A 21,735-nucleotide genomic window follows, 5' to 3' on the forward strand; every position below is an offset into this window, starting at 1 on the left:
TTCTCTTTATATTAGTGAATAAGCATTAAGAGCTTATTTTGACCTGCGGTGACATGAGCGTCACCTGTATGAATCACATCAAGGTATTGCGTAGAATTTGTGACGATAATAGGTGTCACTACATCTAAATGGTTTGATTGAATTCCTTCTATATCAAACGATAATAAATGATCCCCGGTTTTGATCTCATCGCCCTCTTTTACGAGTACATCAAAGAATTGGCCGTTTAGGCTGACGGTATCAATCCCCACGTGAATCAATAATTCAATCCCATCATCTGAAACGAGTCCGATGGCATGTTTAGTAGGCGTAACAGTCACTACTTTTCCTGAGAACGGTGCTTGTACCACCCCCTTATCAGGCAAAATTGCGACTCCCTTTCCCATCATTTCACTTGAGAACACGGAATCATTCACTTCAGATAAAGGAATGACCTTTCCGCTCATAGGTGCTTGAACTTCGAATGGGCTTGTTTGCTTAGTTAATTGTTGATTCTCTGTACCCGCAGCGTGATTTGGATTTTCTGCTGCTTGCTCGTTAACGGCTGTAACAGACTCCTTAAATCCAAGGAAAATGGTGACGAGAAGTGACACGATGAAGCTCAATGCGATTCCAATCAGAGCTAGCTGGAAATTATTCGTCCCTTTCATCATGTAAGTGGGCAGTGAGGTGATGCCTGGAATCGAAAAGGCTGTCGTTTTAACTGAAAATAAACCGTAAAAACATCCACCAACTGCGCCGCCTATTAATGAAGCATAAAAAGGTTTTTTTAGTCTAAGCGTGACTCCATAAATGGCTGGCTCTGTGATACCGAAGAAACTAGGAAGCAATGTTGAAAGCGCTAAAGACCTTGTTTCTACCCGTTTGGTACGGATAATGACACCTAACACAGCGCCTGCTTGTGCCATATTCGCAATGAAATTCATCGGAAGCAGCATGATATCGTAACCCAGTTTTTCAAAGCTGGCTAACGTGCTTGGGAAAAATGCGTAATGCATCCCAGTTAACACAATGAGTGGCATCAATCCTCCCATTAATAAACCGGCAACCGGACCAGCGAAATTGAACAAAGAAGTGAAAAAGATTTCTAAATACTGCCCGGAAACGTTTCCAATAGGAGCGATAAAAGCCAGTGTAAGAGGAGCCGTGATCATCAGGCTCAATACTGGAGTAAATACGATGCTTAAGGATTTTGGGATCACTTTTGTTATCCACTTATCGACAAAACTTAGTAATAGCACACCTAAAATAATTGGTAATACAGAAGATGTGTAATTATTTAATGGAATACTTAACCCTAAAAAACTTAGCGGATCTGCTCCTTTTGCTGCACCTTCGATCATCGCTGGATATAGTAAAATTCCTGCTAATGCGAGCGCAAGAGATTCTCGCGTTTTAAACTTCTTCGCTGCCGAATAAGCAATGAGGAAAGGTAAAAAGTAAAACACAGCATTTGAAAAGATTTGAAGTACTTGATAAGTAGAGCTTGTCTCCGTCAACCAACCTAAGCTAACAAACAGTGCCATGATTCCTTTGATCAATCCACTACCAACAATCGCTGGTAAAATAGGTGTGAAAATCCCGCTGATTACATCAAATACGATTTCGATTGGATTCATCTTTGACGTGTTTTTAACAGGAGTAGAATCATTGCTACTATGACCGACTAGATGATCGATTTCCTCATAGACCTCTGCTACCTTTGCTCCAATAATGACTTGAAATTGTCCACTTTGGAATTGTGCACCTAAGACACCATCTAATGTTTTCAACTCATCCACTTTTACCTTGCTTTCATTATTGAGATTAAATCTTAGCCTTGTGATACAATGCCAACTTTGAGATATATTTTCGGTTCCACCGATTAATTTCACAATTTCTTGAGCCAATTCTTTGTTTTCCATGTCTTCACCCCTTCATTTTCACAAAAAAAACCTAAACAAAATCCACCATTAGAAAAGATCATTCTTCTTCATGGAGATTTGTTTAGGTTAATGCTTTTTCATAACACGCCTAAAAGAAATCATTTATTTTTTTGGTGTTCCTTTGTAATTCTTTCAATATGGATGACTAAAAAAACAAGCTCGTCTTCTGTCACATTCCAATTGAATTCTCGTTTTAACATTTCTTTGATAATCAATCCGCAGGCATAACTCTTCATATAACGATCCTGTATTAATTCTTTTAACGAGTCATCCATCTGCTGTGGTGGTTGATTGGTTTCCTGCCTGACAATAAAATATCTCAAATGTGTGATAAACCTCGAATAATTAATGGATGATTTATCTAATATCATCTCGAAAATATTTTGAATGATTTTGACGATTTCTTTCGTGAGGTGAGTCATCTTAATGGTGTCTCCCATAGACTGACCATCTATTTGAGCATTTACAAAATGCAGGGCAATGAGTGAAGCTTCAGTATCTTCAAAAGAAATGCCCATCATCTTTTGAATAATTGTCAGTGCTTTTTTCCCGATTTGATATTCTTGAAAATAGAGATGTGGAATCTCCCACACAATGGGATTTTCATACGCTATTTTTTCTTCGTGCCTTTGAATAGCAAAGGTAAGATGATCGGATAGCGAAAAGAGCACGCTGGAACCTAACTTCTTATTCAACATCTCTTCGCCCACGCGAATGATTTTTTCAGTTAATAAAAGGATATCAGTTGGGATAGCGGTAAGTTGAGATTCTAATGGAGACGTCTGATCAGAATAAAATGTCTTACTGATAGCGCTCTCATCAAGTGTATCACCTTTCTTCTTTTTAAAACCTATTCCTGTTCCAAACACAACAACTTCATTTTGAGCCTCTGTTAGAGCTAATACGATATTATTATTTAAAACTTTAACGACGGTGAACATCCTCATCCCACCTTACCTAAAATGCTAAAAAAAGCATAAAAAAACACCAAAATCTCAGCAAACAACGTACAAATGTACAAACTGTTTACCTGACTTGGTGGTGCCTGATCATATCAGTAACACTCCTGCATCGGTTACGTCTTTATTTTAAACAGAGGAATGATCAAAGTCAACTATTTTTTCTGGAGAAATAGATTGAAATACCTATAATGATTTTATCTTGCATGGATCATTCTACATTTAAGGTTGTTGTAAGGTTCGGATTAATACAAGTTAAGGTTGAGGTTGTACAATGGGTTTGTAAGGAAGTGAGGGATGAGTCAAATGGTCCTCTCTTCTAAATCCATCATAGAGGTGAAAAGTTTTGAGAGAAAATAAAATCTTGTCTTCATTATGTTACTTCAGTATCTTTTTTGCACCGTTTCTGTTTCCGATTATCGTTTACTTCTTAGGAAAGGATGAAGTGAAATATCATGCGAAGAAGTCACTATGGACGCATGTTATTCCTTATTTGATTTTCGGTATTGGAATTGCCGGATCAGGTTTACTTGGCATGAACGATATCAGTCATGCTGGTCCGTTCTTAATTGCTACGTATGCTGTGACATTCCTTGTGGCGATCTACTTCTTCATTTGGAACATTGTGAAAGGTATTAAAGTGTTTTCAGAATAATAGATGGAAAAAACGGTTCTGTCATTGAGCAGAACCGTTTTTTGTATGTCTCTTTATGCGGGTAACTGGATATCAATCGTTGTCCCTTCTCCAATGATACTTTGTATCGTCATATCTCCGCCGTGTTTTTGGATGATATCTTTTGCAATCGCCATTCCAAGACCAGAGCCAGCATGTGTCCCTCCTGTATTCGTCCCTCTATAGTAGCGGTCAAACACTTTTTCTAGCTCTGCTTCTTCAATTCCTTTGCCGTTGTCTTGAATTGTGATGTGGGTATGGTCTTTTTGTTCAAGCTGTACAATGATTTTCACATCTGCATCATTGTGGACAAGGGCATTTAATATGAGATTGGTGACCGCTCTTCGTATGAGGATCGTATCAATATTCAGTATCAGCTTGTCTACATTCGTTTGCAGCTCAATGGTCTGATTAGCATATCTCGAATCATTGAGGATATCAATTAACGTTTCACGCAGCAACGGCACAATGTTCACTAGCTCTTTATGCAGCAACACGTCGTTATTTTTCAATCTTGTTGTTAAATTTAGATCCTCCATCACATCTTTAATGTACAGTGATTTATTCTCAATGATGTCAGCGTAATGTCTGATATCTTGTTCTGAAAGAGGATAATTTGGATCTTTTATGATTTCTGCATAGCCTTGAATAGAGGATAATGGTGTTTTAATATCATGAGAAATATGGCTGATCCACTCTTCTCGCATTTGCTCTAATTTGTCTTTTTCCTTTTGACTTGAAGCGAGCTGCTCTGATAAGTGATTGACATTATAGAATACATCTTTATAGATTCCCTTCGTTGGCAGCTTCGTCGTATAATCTCCGTTTGCAAGTCGCTGGATGCCATAAATGGCACGGCCGAGCGGTTTGATGAGCTGCCGGCTGAATAAGTATCCAATGAATAAGGCAATAATGGCATCAATCGATAATAAAATCATCGTCCCGATATTGAATTGCGATATTAAGTCTTTCGTATCAAAAGAAAATAAATATTTTCCGATGGAAGGGTCCTTAAATCCGATAAAGTAGCTGTATTCTTTGCCCTTTCCGTTTTTCCCCCCAGCATAAATAGTCGACATCAATTGCTTATCTTTATATTTATGTAAGTTCACGATTTCTATAGGTGTGTATTTACTCTTTAAACCTTTAGGTGCTTGTGCATGATAGACGTCTTGTCCATTTTCGTCTAATATTTGAATCCATGCATTTTGTTGTTTTAAGGCTTGTTGTCCTTCTTTACTCACAGTAATATCTTGATTAAACAAGGTGATGTATTGTTCAAATGTTCTTGTGAAGGTTTCCGGCGTATTTTCTTCGTTTTGCTGGCTGCTTGCTTGTAGTACAAGCCAAATCATGAATCCAAATAAGTTAATAAAGACTGTGATAATGGTCACGATAATGACAGAGACCATATATCTGCCTGTTAATCGCCATTTCATCTTTACGCATCCTTTACAACAAATTTATAGCCAAGTCCTTTGACCGTCACGAGAAATTCTGGTGTAGATGGGGAATGTTCTATTTTTTCCCGAAGTCTTCTTATATGTACCATCACTGTATTATCAGAACCGAAGAAATCCTCTCCCCAAACCGTTTGATAAAGCGTTTCTTTACTGATCACGCGATTCGGATGCTGCAAAAAATAGGTCATCAACATAAGTTCTTTCGGAGTGAGCTCAATCGTCGCTCCATTTTTCATCAGTTCAGCTTGCTGCTCGTTTAATTCAAAAGGTCCTTTTTTAATGATCGGGTCAGCTTGAGAAGGCTGTAAGTATGATGACCGTCTTAGCTGAGCTTTTACCCGGTAGGCGACTTCTTTTGGGCTGAACGGTTTTGTAATGTAATCATCGCCGCCAATGGCAAGTCCTACAATTTTGTCTGATTCCTCTCCCTTTGCTGATAAAAAGATAATCGGAACAGTCGAGACGTCTCTGATTTGTTTGCAAATATCGTAGCCTTCACCGTCTGGCAGCATAATATCCAGTATGACGAGATCGGGTTGTTCTTGATGGAATTGCGAGAGTCCATCACGGGCAGTTGAAGCTGTTATCACCCGGTCAATGCCTTCTCTTGTTAAAACGGTATGGATTAATTCCAAGATTTCTTTTTCGTCATCTATAATCAAGACTTTGCTTTGAAGTTTTGGCATTATGATCACTCTCCTGAAGTCATTGTTATTATTATACCCAAAGTGTAGACGTCGTGAAAAATCAACTTTCTATTTACACAGAAAAAAAGCCAATTTTCTTTTTTAATGAGAAAATTGGCTTTAAGCGTTTTTAGCGTTTGACCACAAACGTTGTCACACTTTGAGCAGGGAGATGTGCCCAAAATTGATTTCCTGATATGTTTAAGTCAGTTCCGGGCTGAAGGTTACTGTTACTGCTTGTGACCCACCTTGACGCTTTCGAAGCAGTTCCATTTTGCATAACAAAGTGTTGATTGACTCCTGCATTGTTTTTGTTAATCGCGACAATGACGACCTGGTTGTTTCCTTTATAGGCTGACACGAAAACATTCGGTTCAGGGCTTTTCGTTGCATCAACTCTAACGAACCCTGGACGCACAAACTTGGAGAAATGCGCCATGTTGTATCCACGCTTGCTAATCATTCCATCTTCTTTCATAGGACCGTATGATCTCCTGATGTACCACCACACATACGCCTGAAAGTCCCCTTCCACCATTGAATGGTGAATATGCTCTGATACCCCTAATGCCTCAGGCCAGCGGTCCGCAGAATTGTTATCGCTATTCGGGTAGTAGACCTCTGTCATCCACAGCTCTTTTCCACCTCCTTTTTGTTTGAAAAGAGGATACGGAAGCTGGCTGATTTGGGTTCCGTACAGATGGGCACCGAGAATGTCCATATTTCTAAGCGCCTGCGAATCGTTTAAGATAGGATCTGAAATATTCTTAAGGTATTGAAAAGATTCTGGTGCAATCACACGTGCATTAATGGAGCCGGCATTTTCTCTCATGAATCGCAGGATTTCCTGAGGTGTCCACCATGTCCATTCATGTGCATAATCAGGCTCGTTTTGTACAGAAATGGCATAGAGATTGACGCCATTATTTTTCATGTATGTCACAAAATCATTCAAATGCTGAGCGTATGCGGCGTATTGATTGTATCTTAGCCGCTTTGCAGACGCACCATTACGGTTGAAAGTCTCCACCATATGGCTTGGAGGATTCCAAGGCGAAGCGATCACCAAAGCGCCGTGCTCTATCGCTCGTTTAGCGGTGGCGACTTCTCTGTGCCAATTATTTCTGTTCTCGTCTACATAAATCCGTAAAATGGAGAATCCTAACTGATTCTGCCCATTACCAAATGCGGTTTCTCTTTGAGGTCCGGTCAAATCACCAATCCAAGCTGGGTGGTTCATTCCGCCAAAGCCGCGGATCACTTGTCTTTCCGCGTTGACATTAATATTCGCATCACTTGCCGCTGACACCTCAGTTACCCCAGGCCCTATGAACATGACAGACAACATAGTGAAGCAGACCAATAAAGTGCAAATTGGTTTTTTGATTATGGACATCAAATTTTCCCACTCTCCCATCAAGTAGTTTTGTTTATCTTTGAGTAAACTGCCAGGAATCAAATTGGAATAGGTTGGCACCATTTCCTTTGAAGACAAAAAATACGTTGTGTACTCCCGTTGCCCCGTTTACTGCTGTTTCTATTTCTCGCCAGTTTCCGCCTGAGGAAGGGACATTGAGTGTTCCTACAATTCTGCCGTCTGGACTGCCAAGACGTACTTCAATTTGTCCGCCTGAGGCTGCTGCTACATTGGCTTTAAAGGTTCTGGCACCCCTCGAGCCGAAATCGACATTACTGACAGCCACCCAATCGCCATTTTGAATGTTTGTGACATGCTGGTTATTGACTGGCCCACCAGGTGCTGAGGAAGCCTCTGTTAAAATGCGTCCATTCCAAGCGAATGTTTCAGCTTCTACCCGTTGATATGGATTGAGGTTAGAAAGCTGTTTAACGCCTTCAAAATTGGCTGCGACCTCTCGAAGGGAGCCGTCAGCATTATGGACAAGCTTATTAATGTGGGGAGATCTGTAGCCTTTCCCTGCTCCGTATAAGGCAGAGCTCACCGTTTGCGTGTGATACACGACATACCATTCGTTTTTAAAATTGAACACCGCATGATGGTTGTTACCGCCGCCACCGAAAAAAGAACCCGGATTTTTCAAGAAGTGTCCTTTATACGTAAAGGGACCCATAGGACTTGAGCTCGTCATATAACCGATCTCGCCTGGCGGTTTATCTCCTGGGTGAGAGCCGCCAAAATTGATGCAATAAGAATAGTAATAGGTACCGTTATACTTATGCATCCCTGAATCTTCAAACATAAAAGGAGCATCAATGGTTGATGCACTGCCGACCACACTTGTCATGTCAGGCCCTAGTTTTAGAACTCTTGCTGTTTTAGGATTGGCCCATTGTCCCTGCGTTGGATTTGAACCGCCTGGAACGCCTCCGCCGGCATATAGATAACCAGTCCCGTCATCATCTACAAATACGGCTGGATCAAACAGCCATACAACACCAGACATCCCTGGTGTATTTGGCGTGACGAGCGCTTTTCCGATAGGATCTTTCCAAGGACCAATCGGGCTGTCCGCTGTCAGGACGCCAATCCCTCCACCGCTATTAGCAAAATAAAGGAAAAATTTATCCTTCCCATTGATCTTCTTCACCGCAGCCGCTGGAGCCCAAGAAGCGCCTGCCCATTTGGCAATCCCTTTCCCGCCATTAGCCCCATTGGCACCTGCTACTGGAATCGCTCCGTGATCTGTCCAGTTCACCATATCTGCCGAAGAGATGACAAAGACCCTATTCAAATTCGCAAAAGAATTGTCCTTAATCGTTCCATTGCTGTGATATTCATAGTCATCACTCGACATATAAATGTACACTCTGCCGTTATAGGTGAGCGCAAACGGATCTGCCCCCAGGTGATGGTCTATGAGCGGATTTGCATTTCCTACTCGTTTTGCAATGGGGGTACTTGCTGCACTCGCATCATATACGGGTATACAGCTTAGTACCAAAGCTAGAATTAAAAAACCTAAACCGCACTTCATCCTCTTTCTCATCGCATCATTTTCCTCCTGTTTTCATCTTCCTAATATTGGGGTTTACGCCCAATTTCAAATTATGTTGATAGACGCTGATGAAGAATGAATACAAAGGATGATTTCTTGAGGGGAATCGTTGCTAAAACAACCATGTAAACCCTTACTTTTTGACTAGGAGACAACAAAAAAATGCAGTTCTCCTTTTGGAACTGCATTTTCCTAGCTTATTTATGATGCTCATCACATATAACGAGCGGTAACCATTTTCTTTCTAGTGTAAAACTCCACTCCGTCTGTTCCATTGGCATGCAAATCCCCGTAGAAAGAATCCTTCCAGCCGGAAAACGGGAAAAATGCCATTGGTGCGGGAACACCGATATTGACGCCGAGCATCCCTGCTTCGATATTTTCGCGAAATTCTCTGATGCTTGATGCACTGTCTGTGTAAAGGCAGGCACCGTTCGCAAATTTAGATTGATTGGACAGGTCGATCGCTTCCGTCAGTGAAGAGACACGAACAATTGATAAGACTGGGGCGAAAATCTCGTCCTGCCAAATTTTCATTTGATTTGTCACATGGTCAAAGATCGTTGGTCCAACGAAATACCCTTTTCCATTTGTTTCGTGATCTTTCCTGCCATCTCGAATGAGACTTGCGCCTTCTTCAATCCCTGACTGAATGTATTGAAGCGTTCGCTCCTTATGTTCTTCTCGAATGACTGGACCAAGAAAGACCTCTTCATTTATTCCGTTTCCAATGACGAGCTCGTTCGATTCATCCACTAATTTTTGAATGAGCTCATCTGCCACGTCTTCTTCCACTGCGACAACGGCCGCGGCCATGCAGCGTTCTCCTGCTGATCCAAAGGCAGCACCAATGATTTGTTTCGTTGCCGCATCTAAATCTGCATCTTTGAGGACAATGGAGTGATTTTTTGCTCCTGCAAGTGCTTGGACACGTTTGCCATACTCTGTGCCCTTTTTATAGACGTATTCTGCAACTGGTTGAGAGCCGACAAATGAAATGGCTTTGACCTTTTGGTGTTCAAGCAGACCGTTGACGACATCGTGAGCCCCATTGACAATGTTGAGAACCCCTTTTGGAAGACCTGCTTCTTCAAATAATTCGGCTAATCGTGCGGCAAGAATCGGCGTGCGCTCTGAAGGTTTTAAAACAAACGTATTTCCGCAGGCAATGGCAAGTGGGAACATCCAGCAAGGAACCATCATCGGAAAGTTAAATGGTGTAATTCCGCCGATGACGCCAATTGGATAGCGGTACATGCCAGATTCGAGTCCAGATGCGATATCTGGTAATTGTTTTCCCATCATTAAGGTTGGTGCACCAGCGGCAAATTCAACACATTCAATCCCGCGCTGTACTTCTCCTTTTGCTTCAGTGATGCTTTTTCCGTTTTCCATCGTTACGAGTTCAGCCAGCTCATCCCATTTTTCAACGAGTAACTGTTGGTATTTAAATAAAATGCGTGCACGGCGGGGAACGGGAGTTTTCGACCAAGTGGAAAATGCTTCTTGTGCTGCCTGTACCGCATGTTCGACATCTTTTTTTGTTGAAAGCGGCACTTCTGCGATGATCTCGCCAGTAGCTGGGTTATATACTGCCTCTGTTTGACTAGTTTCTGCCTCAATCCATTGTCCGCCAATATAATTTTTCAACATTTGTACATCTGTTTTGGTCATGTTCCCTCTCTCCTTTTTATGAAAAAATTGTTATGCTTATAGGATGTGTTTGGTTGTCATTGTCTCATCTAACGGGCGTCCATCTGTATACACTCTTTGTCAAATATTATTGTCGTTTTGGTTTACGTTGTGATAAAAGCTTGCTCTAACGTGTGAAAGGCTGACGCCCATCCATTGGTTTGTGAGAAATGATTCCAGAATGTGATTCATTCATGGTGTATTTTTGATTAACTTTTGATTAACTTTAGAAAAATCATAATATTAAAAACGCTTTCAGTCAATCCTCTTTTTGCAGCATAAAAAAACTGATGCGCGTGGCATCAGGTAGAGGTTGGTTTATTTCTGTAAGTTGGTTGATGCGGCATATTGATTGGGTTCTGCAAAATGCGGAAGCATCTCTCCATGTGCTTCAATGAGCTCATCGCATAATTTGATGATGTCATCAATCGATAGCTCAGCGCTTGTGTGTGGATCAAGTAATGCCGCTTGATAAATGTGCTCTTTTTTGCCGCTGATTGCTGCTTCGATGGTCATGAGCTGTGAGCTGATATTGGTCCGGTTCAGTCCAGCCAATTGTTCAGGGATCTCTCCAACATAGCAAGGCAAGATCCCGCTCCGATCTGCAACACACGGTACTTCGACACATGCTTTTTCAGGCAGGTTGGAAATGAGGCCTCCTGTGTTCAGCACATTCCCGCCAAATTTAAAGGGAACGTTCGTTTCAATCGCTTCAATGATACGAGAACCATATTCTTTTGAGCGAGTATGTGTGATCTGTGTATTGCCCACAAGATTATGCTTCATGGTATTCCAGTTGTTGATTTGTTCTTCGCAGCGTCTCGGGTATTCATCAAGCGGAATGTTAAATTGACCGATCAATTCTGGGTACCGCGATTTGATAAAATAAGGGTGGTATTCGGCATTATGCTCTGAGGACTCTGTGACATAGTAGCCGAATTTATCCATCAGCTCAAAACGTACCATATCATGATGCCGTGATTTTTGCTTTTCTTTCGCTCTTCTTTTGATGTCTGGGTACAAATCTTTTCCGTCTCGTTTCACTTCTAATAACCACGCCATATGATTGATGCCAGCAATTTTTTCTTCAATTCCTTCATGGTCCATTTCAAGTGATTCAAATAGATCCTTTGTACACACCTGCACGCTATGACAAAGACCCACCGTTTGAACCTGTGTGTAGCGTAGCATTGCGCCTGTCAGTGTGGCCATTGGATTTGTGTAATTTAACAATAAAGCATTTGGGCAAACCTCTTCCATCTCCTTTGCAAAAGCAAGCATCACAGGAATTGTTCGAAGGAAGCGAAAGATGCCGCCAATGCCAACTGTATCCGCAATCGTTTGTCTTAACCCATATTTTTTCGGAATCTCAAAATCAATCAATGTGCTTGGCCGGTAGCCTCCAACCTGGATGGCATTGATCACATATTTTGCATCTTTTAAGGCTTCTTTTCGGTTGTGATAGGACGTAATGGTCACATGTGAACCATAGTTCTCTTTTAACTGGTGGAGCATCGTTTCTGATTCTTTCAGCCGCTTATGGTCGATATCATATAAAGCAAATTCGAAACCGCTTAGTGCAGGGACGAACAAACAATCTCCTAATATATTTTTAGCAAAGACGGTACTCCCTGCACCGATAAATGTAATTTTAGACATAGACGACTCTCCTTTTTGCATCCATATATTGAACTACCCTTTGACAGAGCCTTGTGAAAGCCCTGCAATAAAATATTTTTGTAACAGTAAAAACATTGTCACCATTGGCAGCATCGCAATGAGCGCAGCGGCACCAACGAGCTGTAGCTGATGCTGATTTTGACCAAAAAAATGGGATAAGGCGACTGTGAGTGTATGCATCTCCTTATCTTGCAAAAAGAAGATGGCAAATTGATAGTCGTTCCAAATATACACACAGGCAATGATTAAAACAGAAGCCGTAATAGGTTTCAGAAGCGGAAAAACGACGGTGAAAAAAACCCTAAGTGTCCCCGCCCCATCAATACGGGCTGCTTCTTCAAGCTCCTTTGGAATGGTCGACCGGATAAAGCCTGCGTATAAGAAAATCGTTAGCGGCAAAAAAGCAGCGACATTATTTAAAATAGCGATTTGATAGGTGTTCATCATCCCGATTTGAACGACCATTTTATAGAGCGGGACAAGGGCTGTGAGTGGTGGAATGACCATAATGGCGATGAATAAAACATACACTGCTTTATTTAGCTTTGTGCTTCTCCTTGCGAGCGGATAGGCTGCAAGGGAGCCAAGAAAGATGAGGCATACAGCAGAGCTGAACGTAATGATCACGGTATTCAAAAAGGACTGACCAAGCTGTGCCTCTGTCCATGCCGTGCGAAAGTTTTCAAGATGAAGCGCTTTTGGAAACAGCCATTTTGAACTGAAATCTCCTATTCCCTTTAATGATGTCGTCAGTAAGATATAAAATGGAATGAGGTGAAGTACTGTCACCAAAAGAGCGAGAAAGGTGTACCATCTCTTCTTATGTTTAAAGGAATTTTCCATCACATCTCGGTCTCCTTTCGTTTGAAATACAACAGAGCTGTGACACTAATGATAAGAATGATGACCGCCATGAAGACCCCTTGTGTTGCTGCATACCCTGCATCTTGACGTTTGAAGTACAGATCATACATAAAGGTCGACATCGATTGTGAGGAATCTCCCGGTCCGCCGCCAGTAAGCGCCACAATCACATCAAAGAGCTTGAGCCCGCCAATGACATTTAGCACAACATTAATGGTGATAGACGGTAGAAGGAGAGGCAATGTAATTCGCCTAAATTGCTGGAGGCTGGATGCGCCGTCTAATTGTGCCGCTTCATAATAATCCTTAGGAATGCTTTGCAGTCCCGCTAAATAAATGATCATCGCAATCCCGACGAATTGATAGGTGTTGACGAGCACAATGATCCAAGTGTTTAATTGCGGATTGCCAAGCGCATTCATTTGATCAAATCCAAAAAGCGTCACCACATCGTTTAAGGCACCCCCTTGGTAAGCAAACACGAAATACCAAATATAGCCCATCGCAATCGGACTAATCATGACAGGTAAATAGATGACTGTTCTTGTGATCGCTCTCATCTTTAAGCTTTGATTTAATAAAAGAGCATATCCAAGTCCAATGATATTTTGTAAGATGGTGCTCCCGATTCCGTATAGAAGCGTATTTTTGACAACAAGCCATGTCGTTGGGTCCTGAACCAGGCGCTTATATTGATCAAGCCCAATCCATTCATAAGTTTGTGAGAATCCATTCCAATTCGTAAAAGAAAGCTGAATGCCGTTCAAAAACGGATAAATGATAAAGGTACTGACAATGAGAACAGCTGGCAAGTACATCCACCAAAGGGATGAATTCTGGCTTTTTTTCATTTTCTGCTTTGGTAAAGGGGAGAATGCGGCTGGCTGCTCTGCTTTTGTGATGTCATTCATTGGTTTCACTCCTGTTTCAGCATGAGCCTGCTATTGTTTTTTCAGACGCTTATATTCCTCTTCCATCTTCTTCGATAATTGTTCTGGTGTGATGGAGCCTGCTAATAATTCTTGCCCCGTTGTTGCCATGACCGCCCACATTCCGCTTGGTAAGTATTTTCGATCGAAATACGGTTCAATCTTCACCTGTTCGTATTGATCGTAAAACGTAGAGTAATCGTTTTTCGCTTTTACTTGTTTTAAGGCTGCTTCAGATGAGGTACCTTCTGCGATTTTTTTCGCATTTTCAGGTTTTGCGAGAAAAACGATGAATTGTTTTGCTTCTTTTAAATGTTTGGAGTTTTTCCAGGCAGCGACTGTAAACCGTTCTCCTCCAATCCAGCTTTGCTTATCTCCTTCATGAATAGATGGAACTGGCATTGTGCCTACTTTGACTGATGGATTGAGTTCAGACGCTTCAGGTCCTAAAGAACCTCCGACAAAGGTGAAGGCTATCTTGTTTTGTGCCATTAGTTCAGGTGCTTGAGTGAGTTTTGCTGTGAGGACATCTTTGTTTAAAAGGTCTTGATCCTTCAGATCTTTCATGAACTGTGCAAGTGGTGTATAGAGAGACCAATCAAATGATCCGTTCTCAAGTTCTTTTCCGTAGCGATGATTTGGACCCGTGATCAATAAAGGTGTGGCGAGTTCATCAAAGACTTGGGCGATATTTGAGTTGTCTCCTCCTGGTATCCAGAGCGGCACAACCTCTCCTTTGCTCTTTTCCTTAACGGTCAGCAAAGCCGATTTGAATTCATCAAGTGTTCTAGGTACCTCAATGTCATAGTCCTTTAATAAATTGGCATTAAAGCTAAGCCCGTCTTTTGCTTGATTCAGCGGATACGCGTATACTTTGCCATCTTGGTCCTTTAAAATTTGATCGAGTGAAGGGTCAAGTTGTTTCACCCAATCCATCTCTTTTAAATCAGCGACATACTCGCTATAGCGGAGTTTGGCCCAGCCATGTGTGTCAAACAGATCTGGCATATCATTTGCCCCCATTTTGACACGGATCGTATCTTCATAGCTGTTGCCTGGGAAGTTGGCATCGATTCGAAGATGTGGATGCTCTTTTTCAAATGCACGAATCACTTCTTCAAACGCTTTTCTTTCCCCGCTATTGCTCATCGTCGAAAAGAGCGTCAGGGTGACCTTTCCGTTTGCTTCGGACGTACCGTTATTGCCACAAGCAGACAAAAGAATGGTCAAGACAAAGACCGCAGTCAGCAGCATGATTTTTTTATTCATGATTTCCTCCTTTTGATCACTGAAAATTCAGACGATAATCGGTAGAATTCATGCAGTTGCTGAAACAAAAGAAGTCTATTATACTGGAATTCTATTCTTTTCAAAGAGATAAGAGAGCATACCGGTAGGCTGCCTTGTTCTTCGCATGATCTGGCCATCGTGCGAAGCAGCTTGCTTTCTGCTTTTTTGTCTCTTTTTTGTTTGCTGAAATCGCGGGTTCACCCCCTTTCATGGACGAGACATGTGCTGCCCCGTTCGATGAGTTTTGTTGGCACGACGACTTTTAGAGGAAGCTTTCTGCCGTTTATTCTCTCAAGCAAAAGCTTCAGACCAACTTCCCCCATTTCTTCTGTATATACTTTGACGGTTGTAAGTGGCGGACTTGAAAATGAAGCCGCTTCAATGTCATTAAACCCAACGATGGATACGTCTGAAGGTACACGTAGACCGGCTTCGTTGAGCGCGCGCATTGCACCGATCGCCATTGAATCACTTCCGATAAAAAAGGCTTGTGGCAGGTTTCCTTTTTTAATGGCATGCTGCATGAGCGTATAGCCTTCTTGCATGGAGTATTCCCCGATATGGATGTCATCCAGATGAAGACCACCTGCTTCTTGCATTCTTTTCATAAACGTCGTTTGTCTTTCGTCCTCAATCACAGCATTCCCTTCGAAATAATGCTCTCGCTCCTTTCCGCCAATATAGCCTAGATGTGAATAACCAAGCGATTGCAAATGGCGAATTGCTCGATCTGCCGCTCTGACAAAATCAACATGTACACAATCATACAAATCCTCATCCGCATAATGATTGATAAAAACAATGTGTTCCATTCGATTTGTCATTTTTTCAACCGTATCAGGACTGATTCGGCCAATGACGATTAAACCATCAATATCCTTTAACATCGCCTCTTGATCCATGCTTCTCAGGCGAAAGGTATGGAGGGTGGACAGCCCTTGTTTGGCATATTCTTTTTCAATTCCTTTTCGAATCGATGAAAAAAAGGGATCATTTAATTCTTCGTCAATGGATTGAGCGACAACGATACCGATGATTGGGGATTCAGGTGGGCTTTTTTCCTCTGCTTGATCGGCTTTTCTTGCTCTCACTGGGGTATAGTTTAACTTCTTTGCAATGTCGAGGATGTTTTGTCTTGTTGCGTGAGAAACGGCAAGGGTTTGATCGCCATTTAACACACGGGATACAGTAGAAACGGACACTTTTGCATCATGAGCAATATCTTTGAGTGTGGTCATAGGCAAACTCCTCTTGGTTTTTGACTAAATATTTACTAAAGATATTTGAAGGATACCATGTTGGGGAAACGCTTTCAAGTGTGAATTCTTGATTTTTCCCTTTGTTTTTTGAGTGTATTTTGGTTAGAAGTGATGTTTTAGTAAATTTGCGTAAAAAAAGAGGATTGTTTCATCCTCTTTTACTAATGTGATTCAATTGAGGCTGTTTCTTTTGAAAACAATTGCTTCATTGTCTCCCAAGCCGTATCGAGTTGCTGGTGAAGTCCGAATAAACCTGAGTTGCCGATAATATAGATCTCGTTTCCAGCCTCAGCAAGCTGCCGGAACGTGTTCTCATTACAGGAGCCGTCTACTTCAATTGAAAATGAATATCCTTTCTTCTCTTTTACCTCTTTCACCTGTTTAATTTTCTGTAGCATTTCTTTAATAAAAGGCTGCCCAGCAAAGCCTGGATCAATCGTCATGATCGTCACTCGGTCTATTAAATGTAGATAGGAATCTAACACTGCAATTGGTGTTGCGGGATTTAAGACAAAGCCAACCTCGCAGTCTCTTTGATGGATATGCCGAATGATCCTAAAAACGTCTCTTTGCACGACCTCTGGGTGTAAGCAGACCATGCTTGCGCCTGCATCAATGCAGGCATCGATTAAAAATTCTTGAGGGGATTCAGCCATAAGATGCACATCAATTGGTTTGTCTGTCAGTTTTCGGAGCTGTTCTATGAAATAGGGTGATAAGGTGATATTTTTCACATAATGAGCATCCATGACATCGACATGATATCGATCTGCTCTTGTGTTGAGAATATGAATATGTTCGCGGAAGTGCGTTAAATCCATGCACATTAGTGACGGTGAAAAAATGGCTGACATTCTCAGAATCCTCCTTTTTACAGTTGAAATACAAACTTGATCAATCCAATCAAGATTCCGATGATACCAAAGTCTGTATCTCCAAACGTTGTCCCTTCAAAACCAAGGGTTCCTAACACAGGCAATAAACAAGCAGGTAAAAAGGAAAGGAGCAACCCATTCACAAATGCCCCAGCGATAGCACCTCTCACCCCTCCTGTTGCATTGCCATACACTCCTGCTGTAGCGCCGCAAAAAAAGTGCGGGACAAGACCAGGAACAATGACAGTTAAACCAAATAATGGTAATAGAAAAATGGATACGATGCCGCCTGCAAAGCTGCATAAAAAACCGATAATGACTGCATTTGGAGCAAATGGAAAAACGGTTGGAGCGTCAAGGGCCGGTTTTGCCCCTTTCACAAAACGATCGGCAATCCCTTTGAAAGCAGGTACGATTTCACCGATTGCCATCCGCACCCCGGCTAAAATAATGTACACACCAGCAGCAAAGGTAATCGCCTGAATGAGAATGAAGACAGCGAAGTTTGTGCCACCACTCATTTGTTCTATCAAAGAAATTCCAGCAAACGGTGCAATTGCAAAGAAGAGCAAAGCCATCGTGATTGAAATGGCCACAGATGTATCTCGTAGAAAACCGAGTGATTTAGGCACTTGAATGGTTTCTGTTGATCTTTCTGGACGACCGATCCATTTTCCGATCATTCCCGCTGTAAAATAACCGAAGGTACTGAAGTGTCCAAGCGCTAGATCATCGCTTCCAGTGACTTTCCTTGTGAATGGTTGAAGAATAGCGGGTGCAATGACCATTGCAGTCCCTAATATGATTGAACCGGCGGTGACAAGAACCGATCCCTCCATTCCAGCTGTCGAGAGAACGACTGCGAGCATTGCAGCCATATACAAGGTATGGTGTCCTGTTAAAAAAACGTATTTAAAGGGCGTGAATTTTGCCAATAGCAAATTGACCAGCATGCCAAAAATCATAATGAGAGCTGTCTGTGTCCCGAATTCTTTTTGAGCAATGGCTGCCATGGCATCTGTATTTGGCACAACCCCTTGAATGTGAAATGCTGCTTCAAACATTTTTCGGAAAACTCCAAGTGAATCAGACACGACTGTGGCACCCGCTCCTAATATGACAAAACCCATGGTTGTTTTTAAGGTGCCTGACACAGTATCTGCGGTTGATTTTTTCTGCAAAAGTAAACCGACCAGCGCAAACAAACCAATGAGAATGGCCGGTGTACCCAATATATCGTTCATGATCAGTTCTATCATGATGTGAATCCCCCTTTTTTCGTAGCTTATATGTGTTTGCGCAGGACGTCTTTAATGGCTTCCTGGTCTAACAAGTTATTTAATCCAGCCACCTTTCTTATACCGTCATCCAGCTGATCGATAATGTCAGTGGCTCCGATATATAGATCAGCCAGTTCATTTTTACTTGTGCTGAGATCAGTATGATCCACTTCAGCTACAAGCCCTAACTCTTCTAATGCTTTCTTGACATTCATTTCTACAATAAAGCTGCTTCCTAATCCGTTTCCGCACACAACAAGAATTTTTTTCATTCTCTTTTTCCTCCTTTATCGTTGTGAAAATTGATCAACTAGTTTTTGCACCGTCTCTAATTCCTTTGCTTCAACCAGTTGTTTCCTCCGTTTTTCATCACTTAACAGCATGGTCAGTTGTTTGAGTGCTTTCAGGTGAGTGATACTGTCAATGGCTGCTAGCACAATGATGAGACGAACCTGTTTTTTTTCATCCTTAGAGAAAAAAACAGGTTGTTCGAATGTCATGAGTGACATGCTTAATTCGTTGACGCCGTCCTCTGGTCTGGCATGTGGAATGGCTACCTGTGGTGCAATGACAATATAAGGCCCATTTTGATCAACGGATTGAATCATGGCCTCTATATAACTTTTCTGAATGGCGTTTTGATCGAGTAAAGGCTGCGCTGCTTTTGTGATGGCTTCTTGCCACGTTTCTGCTGTTTGCTGGAGATCAATCGTGTTTTCTGTTAATAAATCATTTAACACTGGTTTCCACCCTTTCTGATGGGATACATATGCGGGATGAAGTAGCTCTTTCAGATCTCGAAGCAGTGCTTCTTCATTTTTTACGATGGTATGCTGTTGAATGATGTTGAATAAAGCGTTCACATTTTTCTCATCAAACCTGGTTTCTGCACCTTCTCCATATTGAAGTAAGGTTTTTTTCTCATAGGAAGTAAGGATGGGATGAACGAGATGAACTGGCTTTCCTTTAAACGAAATAGGTGTTGTTGACACAACAAAGTCGACATCAATTGATGACATTTCTTCATATGAGCGCTTTGATAATAGATCACGCACTTCGATATAACCGATTAATTCGATAAGCTGTGTTTTCAACATGTGACTTGTGCCAATTCCTTCCCCGCAAACAATGTATACAGAACGACGCACAATTGGCGAAATCCCTTCTCTTCTCATCCAACCACCAAAATGCATCGCTACGTAAGCCATTTCATGCTCACTTATCTTGGAGCAGGTCGCCTTTTCTAAATGGCATACGACCTTTTGAGTGATGTCAAACACCTCTGGCTGTGTTTTTTTAATAGATTCTGTTAATTCATTGTTGATATCAATGTGATAGATGAGTCTGTAATAGGCAGGGATGAGATGCATGGTTAAGTTTTGCTCCAAGGCTTCGTAATCTTGAAAGGAGATACATGCATACCGCTGAAAATCAAAAATCATTTGTCTGGCAATGGTGCGAATGAGATGCTCCTCTGGATTTTGACTTGATGGAAGCTTTTGTTTCTTGGCGCTGAGCCATAGCGTGCTAAGAAAATAGATTTCATCATCATGAACTTGAAGACCCGTTTCTTTTTGAATTCGTGCCATAAACCGAATCGCCGCCAAGCATTCATCAGTTTCCTGTAATGTACGCTTTTCTTCATTTGAAAGGTGTATAGCACGTCCTAGCTTTATCCGTTTAAAGTAGAAAAAAAGATCCAAAGACAGCTGATCCAGCATGTCATCTGCAAACTCGAGCTTAAGCTCTTGTTCTGACTGCTCGAGGAGATGTTTTAACCTGTTATATGAAATGGGCCCCTCTAACCAAAAAGATGAAAACGCTTTTTCGTTTTTTATCATGGTGCGAATTGAATGAATATAAGGTTTCAGAGCCAATCGGATCGCTCTTTCTTCTCCTGAAATCAAATAGCCACAGGCTGCCTGATAGTGAAGCGTGAGCTGCTGCTTTGACAGTGCTTCTTTTAGCTGTTTCATATCTTCAAGCAATGTATTTCTGCTCACTTTGGTGAGCTTCATCAAATCATCTATTTTTAGATATTTCTCACTGCATGCAATGGATAAGAGCAGGATCGCTCTTCTTTCCTTTACACATGGTTCGTAATCGTGACCGACAAGAATCGTGTCAGCTTTTTGAATAATGACTTCTTTTTCATGTGGGTGTAAGTAGTAGCCAAGTTGATCTTTTCGCTGAACGCCACTAAGCTGATGCGTTTCCAGCCAGCTATTCATGCGTTTGATTTCAGAGTAGACGGTTCGAGTAGAGACATTCAGTCGATTCTGTAAATCTTCAATTGATAAATAAGATGTCGTGTGAATCAGCATTGATAGTAAAGTCGTGCCTCTTTTGGTTAAGTGCAGTTGGAATTCCTCCCTTCTTCTCTTTGGTTATAAGTCTAATCAACTCACATGCGTGAAAGAAGCCCAAATGTTTTCAGCACGTGCTGTGCAGGTTTTTGGGTGTTCTTTTGTTATAAGAAAAAGCACACTCGCTTGAGTGTGCTTTGAGATTTGTATCCAAAGAATCCTTTATGTAAAGAAAACTTTTGTAGTGAGGTCATTAATATACTGGAATATTTTCAAATGCACCTTTTTGATCTTTCACAATGATCTTGGCATTCTTGATTTACGCATACTGGACTTAATTCCGGTAAAAAAACGAACACTGATTAATATGCATTCAGGATCAAATCATCAAGGGTTCGCAGGTTCTTCCTTCTGGACAAAAATATTTCGTTTGTTTTGCTTGTCTCTATCATACGATGATCCACTTAGGAAAAAAGGTCCCCTTTTTATCCCCCTTTTTGTCGGTTTTTTCTCGGTTAGGAGTCCAATAAACACCAAAACCTTGAAAGGCAATAGCCCATCAAGGTTTTTTTATTATCTATAATTCTGTATATCATCTCCACCGCCAGCTAATTTCCCTATCAGGATAAACTGCAGGTATATATATCCCCCTTCTTTTATTTTCATCATCAATAATGTACCAATTGTTATCATCTAACCATTCTTCGTTATAATTCGTTTCTACAAAATCATTTTCCTCATCAACAAGTGCTGCGAAAAAATCATTAAATTTGTCAATATTATTTGAAGGAGTAATCTCACCATTAACCCACATACCATCAACATTAATATCGCGTATATCTCCTAAAAACTCGTTTAGAAAGTATAATTTCACAATTC

The 21,735-nt window shown here is 41.4% G+C and carries 18 protein-coding genes; 1 reads left to right on the forward strand and 17 read right to left on the reverse strand.

Going from position 1 to position 21,735, the window contains the following annotated elements; all coding sequences use genetic code 11:
• Positions 1-11 precede the first annotated feature (11 nt).
• Together MHI35_RS08945 and MHI35_RS08950 are read right to left on the reverse strand one after the other, a co-directional pair.
• Entirely contained in the window at positions 12-1,904 is a 1,893-nt protein-coding gene (locus MHI35_RS08945; protein WP_211063973.1) for a beta-glucoside-specific PTS transporter subunit IIABC, read from the reverse strand.
• A gap of 119 nt (positions 1,905-2,023) precedes the next feature.
• Positions 2,024-2,866, reverse strand: a complete 843-nt coding sequence (locus MHI35_RS08950; protein ID WP_012010142.1) for a PRD domain-containing protein — start codon at positions 2,864-2,866, stop codon at positions 2,024-2,026.
• A 364-nt stretch (positions 2,867-3,230) separates the two neighbouring features.
• Between MHI35_RS08950 and MHI35_RS08955 the strand changes: the two genes are divergently transcribed.
• Entirely contained in the window at positions 3,231-3,539 is a 309-nt protein-coding gene (locus MHI35_RS08955; RefSeq protein WP_058015632.1) for a DUF4870 domain-containing protein, read from the forward strand.
• Between the two features lie 53 nt (positions 3,540-3,592).
• Here MHI35_RS08955 and MHI35_RS08960 read toward each other — a convergent pair whose 3' ends face one another.
• The 15 genes from MHI35_RS08960 to MHI35_RS09030 form a co-directional block, all read right to left on the reverse strand.
• Positions 3,593-4,996, reverse strand: coding sequence for a sensor histidine kinase (locus MHI35_RS08960; protein WP_335349382.1), 1,404 nt, complete (start codon positions 4,994-4,996; stop codon positions 3,593-3,595).
• A 2-nt stretch (positions 4,997-4,998) separates the two neighbouring features.
• Entirely contained in the window at positions 4,999-5,706 is a 708-nt protein-coding gene (locus tag MHI35_RS08965) for a response regulator transcription factor (protein ID WP_335349383.1), read from the reverse strand.
• A 130-nt stretch (positions 5,707-5,836) separates the two neighbouring features.
• Positions 5,837-7,105 carry a glucuronoxylanase gene (locus MHI35_RS08970; RefSeq protein ID WP_144471091.1) on the reverse strand — a complete coding sequence of 423 codons (1,269 nt, stop codon included), beginning with the start codon at positions 7,103-7,105 and terminating at the stop codon, positions 5,837-5,839.
• Between the two features lie 31 nt (positions 7,106-7,136).
• On the reverse strand, positions 7,137-8,660 hold the full coding sequence (locus MHI35_RS08975) for a glycoside hydrolase family 43 protein (protein WP_211064025.1): 1,524 nt from the start codon (positions 8,658-8,660) through the stop codon (positions 7,137-7,139).
• Positions 8,661-8,894: 234 nt separating this feature from the next.
• A complete protein-coding gene (locus tag MHI35_RS08980) occupies positions 8,895-10,355 on the reverse strand; it encodes a CoA-acylating methylmalonate-semialdehyde dehydrogenase (protein ID WP_144522614.1) in 1,461 nt (486 codons plus the stop codon).
• 336 nt (positions 10,356-10,691) lie between these two features.
• The gene (locus MHI35_RS08985; RefSeq protein ID WP_211063970.1) at positions 10,692-12,032 is read right to left on the reverse strand and encodes an alpha-glucosidase/alpha-galactosidase; all 1,341 of its coding nucleotides are present in this window, start codon (positions 12,030-12,032) and stop codon (positions 10,692-10,694) included.
• 33 nt (positions 12,033-12,065) lie between these two features.
• Positions 12,066-12,896, reverse strand: coding sequence for a carbohydrate ABC transporter permease (locus MHI35_RS08990; RefSeq protein WP_144522612.1), 831 nt, complete (start codon positions 12,894-12,896; stop codon positions 12,066-12,068).
• Positions 12,896-13,828, reverse strand: coding sequence for a carbohydrate ABC transporter permease (locus MHI35_RS08995; RefSeq protein WP_335349384.1), 933 nt, complete (start codon positions 13,826-13,828; stop codon positions 12,896-12,898). Before MHI35_RS08995 ends, MHI35_RS08990 begins: the two co-directional genes overlap by 1 nt.
• A gap of 30 nt (positions 13,829-13,858) precedes the next feature.
• Positions 13,859-15,115 (reverse strand): ABC transporter substrate-binding protein, encoded by a 1,257-nt coding sequence (locus MHI35_RS09000; RefSeq protein WP_335349385.1) that lies wholly within the window; start codon positions 15,113-15,115, stop codon positions 13,859-13,861.
• Positions 15,116-15,333: 218 nt separating this feature from the next.
• Complete coding sequence (locus MHI35_RS09005) at positions 15,334-16,374, reverse strand: LacI family DNA-binding transcriptional regulator (protein WP_335349386.1); 1,041 nt, start codon at positions 16,372-16,374, stop codon at positions 15,334-15,336.
• 182 nt (positions 16,375-16,556) lie between these two features.
• On the reverse strand, positions 16,557-17,249 hold the full coding sequence (gene alsE, locus MHI35_RS09010; protein ID WP_340991848.1) for a D-allulose 6-phosphate 3-epimerase: 693 nt from the start codon (positions 17,247-17,249) through the stop codon (positions 16,557-16,559).
• Positions 17,250-17,266: 17 nt separating this feature from the next.
• Positions 17,267-18,529 (reverse strand): PTS ascorbate transporter subunit IIC, encoded by a 1,263-nt coding sequence (locus tag MHI35_RS09015; protein ID WP_335349388.1) that lies wholly within the window; start codon positions 18,527-18,529, stop codon positions 17,267-17,269.
• A gap of 26 nt (positions 18,530-18,555) precedes the next feature.
• Positions 18,556-18,822, reverse strand: a complete 267-nt coding sequence (locus MHI35_RS09020; protein ID WP_144522606.1) for a PTS sugar transporter subunit IIB — start codon at positions 18,820-18,822, stop codon at positions 18,556-18,558.
• 15 nt (positions 18,823-18,837) lie between these two features.
• Positions 18,838-20,910, reverse strand: coding sequence for a BglG family transcription antiterminator (locus MHI35_RS09025; protein ID WP_335349395.1), 2,073 nt, complete (start codon positions 20,908-20,910; stop codon positions 18,838-18,840).
• A 538-nt stretch (positions 20,911-21,448) separates the two neighbouring features.
• Entirely contained in the window at positions 21,449-21,730 is a 282-nt protein-coding gene (locus tag MHI35_RS09030) for a hypothetical protein (protein ID WP_144522604.1), read from the reverse strand.
• Positions 21,731-21,735 lie beyond the last annotated feature (5 nt).

Origin of the sequence: Bacillus sp. FSL K6-3459, from assembly GCF_038003305.1 — a bacterium.
Classification (GTDB): domain Bacteria; phylum Bacillota; class Bacilli; order Bacillales; family Bacillaceae; genus Bacillus; species Bacillus pumilus_O.

Coding starts and splice junctions, on each gene's coding strand:
- MHI35_RS08980 (WP_144522614.1), bottom strand. CDS start 10,355: ATGACCAAAACAGATGTACAAATGTTGAAAAATTATATTGGCGGACAA.
- MHI35_RS08950 (WP_012010142.1), bottom strand. CDS start 2,866: ATGTTCACCGTCGTTAAAGTTTTAAATAATAATATCGTATTAGCTCTA.
- MHI35_RS09005 (WP_335349386.1), bottom strand. CDS start 16,374: ATGACCACACTCAAAGATATTGCTCATGATGCAAAAGTGTCCGTTTCT.
- MHI35_RS09020 (WP_144522606.1), bottom strand. CDS start 18,822: ATGAAAAAAATTCTTGTTGTGTGCGGAAACGGATTAGGAAGCAGCTTT.
- MHI35_RS08990 (WP_144522612.1), bottom strand. CDS start 12,896: ATGGAAAATTCCTTTAAACATAAGAAGAGATGGTACACCTTTCTCGCT.
- MHI35_RS09015 (WP_335349388.1), bottom strand. CDS start 18,529: ATGATAGAACTGATCATGAACGATATATTGGGTACACCGGCCATTCTC.
- MHI35_RS09000 (WP_335349385.1), bottom strand. CDS start 15,115: ATGAATAAAAAAATCATGCTGCTGACTGCGGTCTTTGTCTTGACCATT.
- MHI35_RS08995 (WP_335349384.1), bottom strand. CDS start 13,828: ATGAATGACATCACAAAAGCAGAGCAGCCAGCCGCATTCTCCCCTTTA.
- MHI35_RS08985 (WP_211063970.1), bottom strand. CDS start 12,032: ATGTCTAAAATTACATTTATCGGTGCAGGGAGTACCGTCTTTGCTAAA.
- MHI35_RS08975 (WP_211064025.1), bottom strand. CDS start 8,660: ATGAAGTGCGGTTTAGGTTTTTTAATTCTAGCTTTGGTACTAAGCTGT.
- MHI35_RS08960 (WP_335349382.1), bottom strand. CDS start 4,996: ATGAAATGGCGATTAACAGGCAGATATATGGTCTCTGTCATTATCGTG.
- alsE (WP_340991848.1), bottom strand. CDS start 17,249: ATGTCAGCCATTTTTTCACCGTCACTAATGTGCATGGATTTAACGCAC.
- MHI35_RS08965 (WP_335349383.1), bottom strand. CDS start 5,706: ATGCCAAAACTTCAAAGCAAAGTCTTGATTATAGATGACGAAAAAGAA.
- MHI35_RS08945 (WP_211063973.1), bottom strand. CDS start 1,904: ATGGAAAACAAAGAATTGGCTCAAGAAATTGTGAAATTAATCGGTGGA.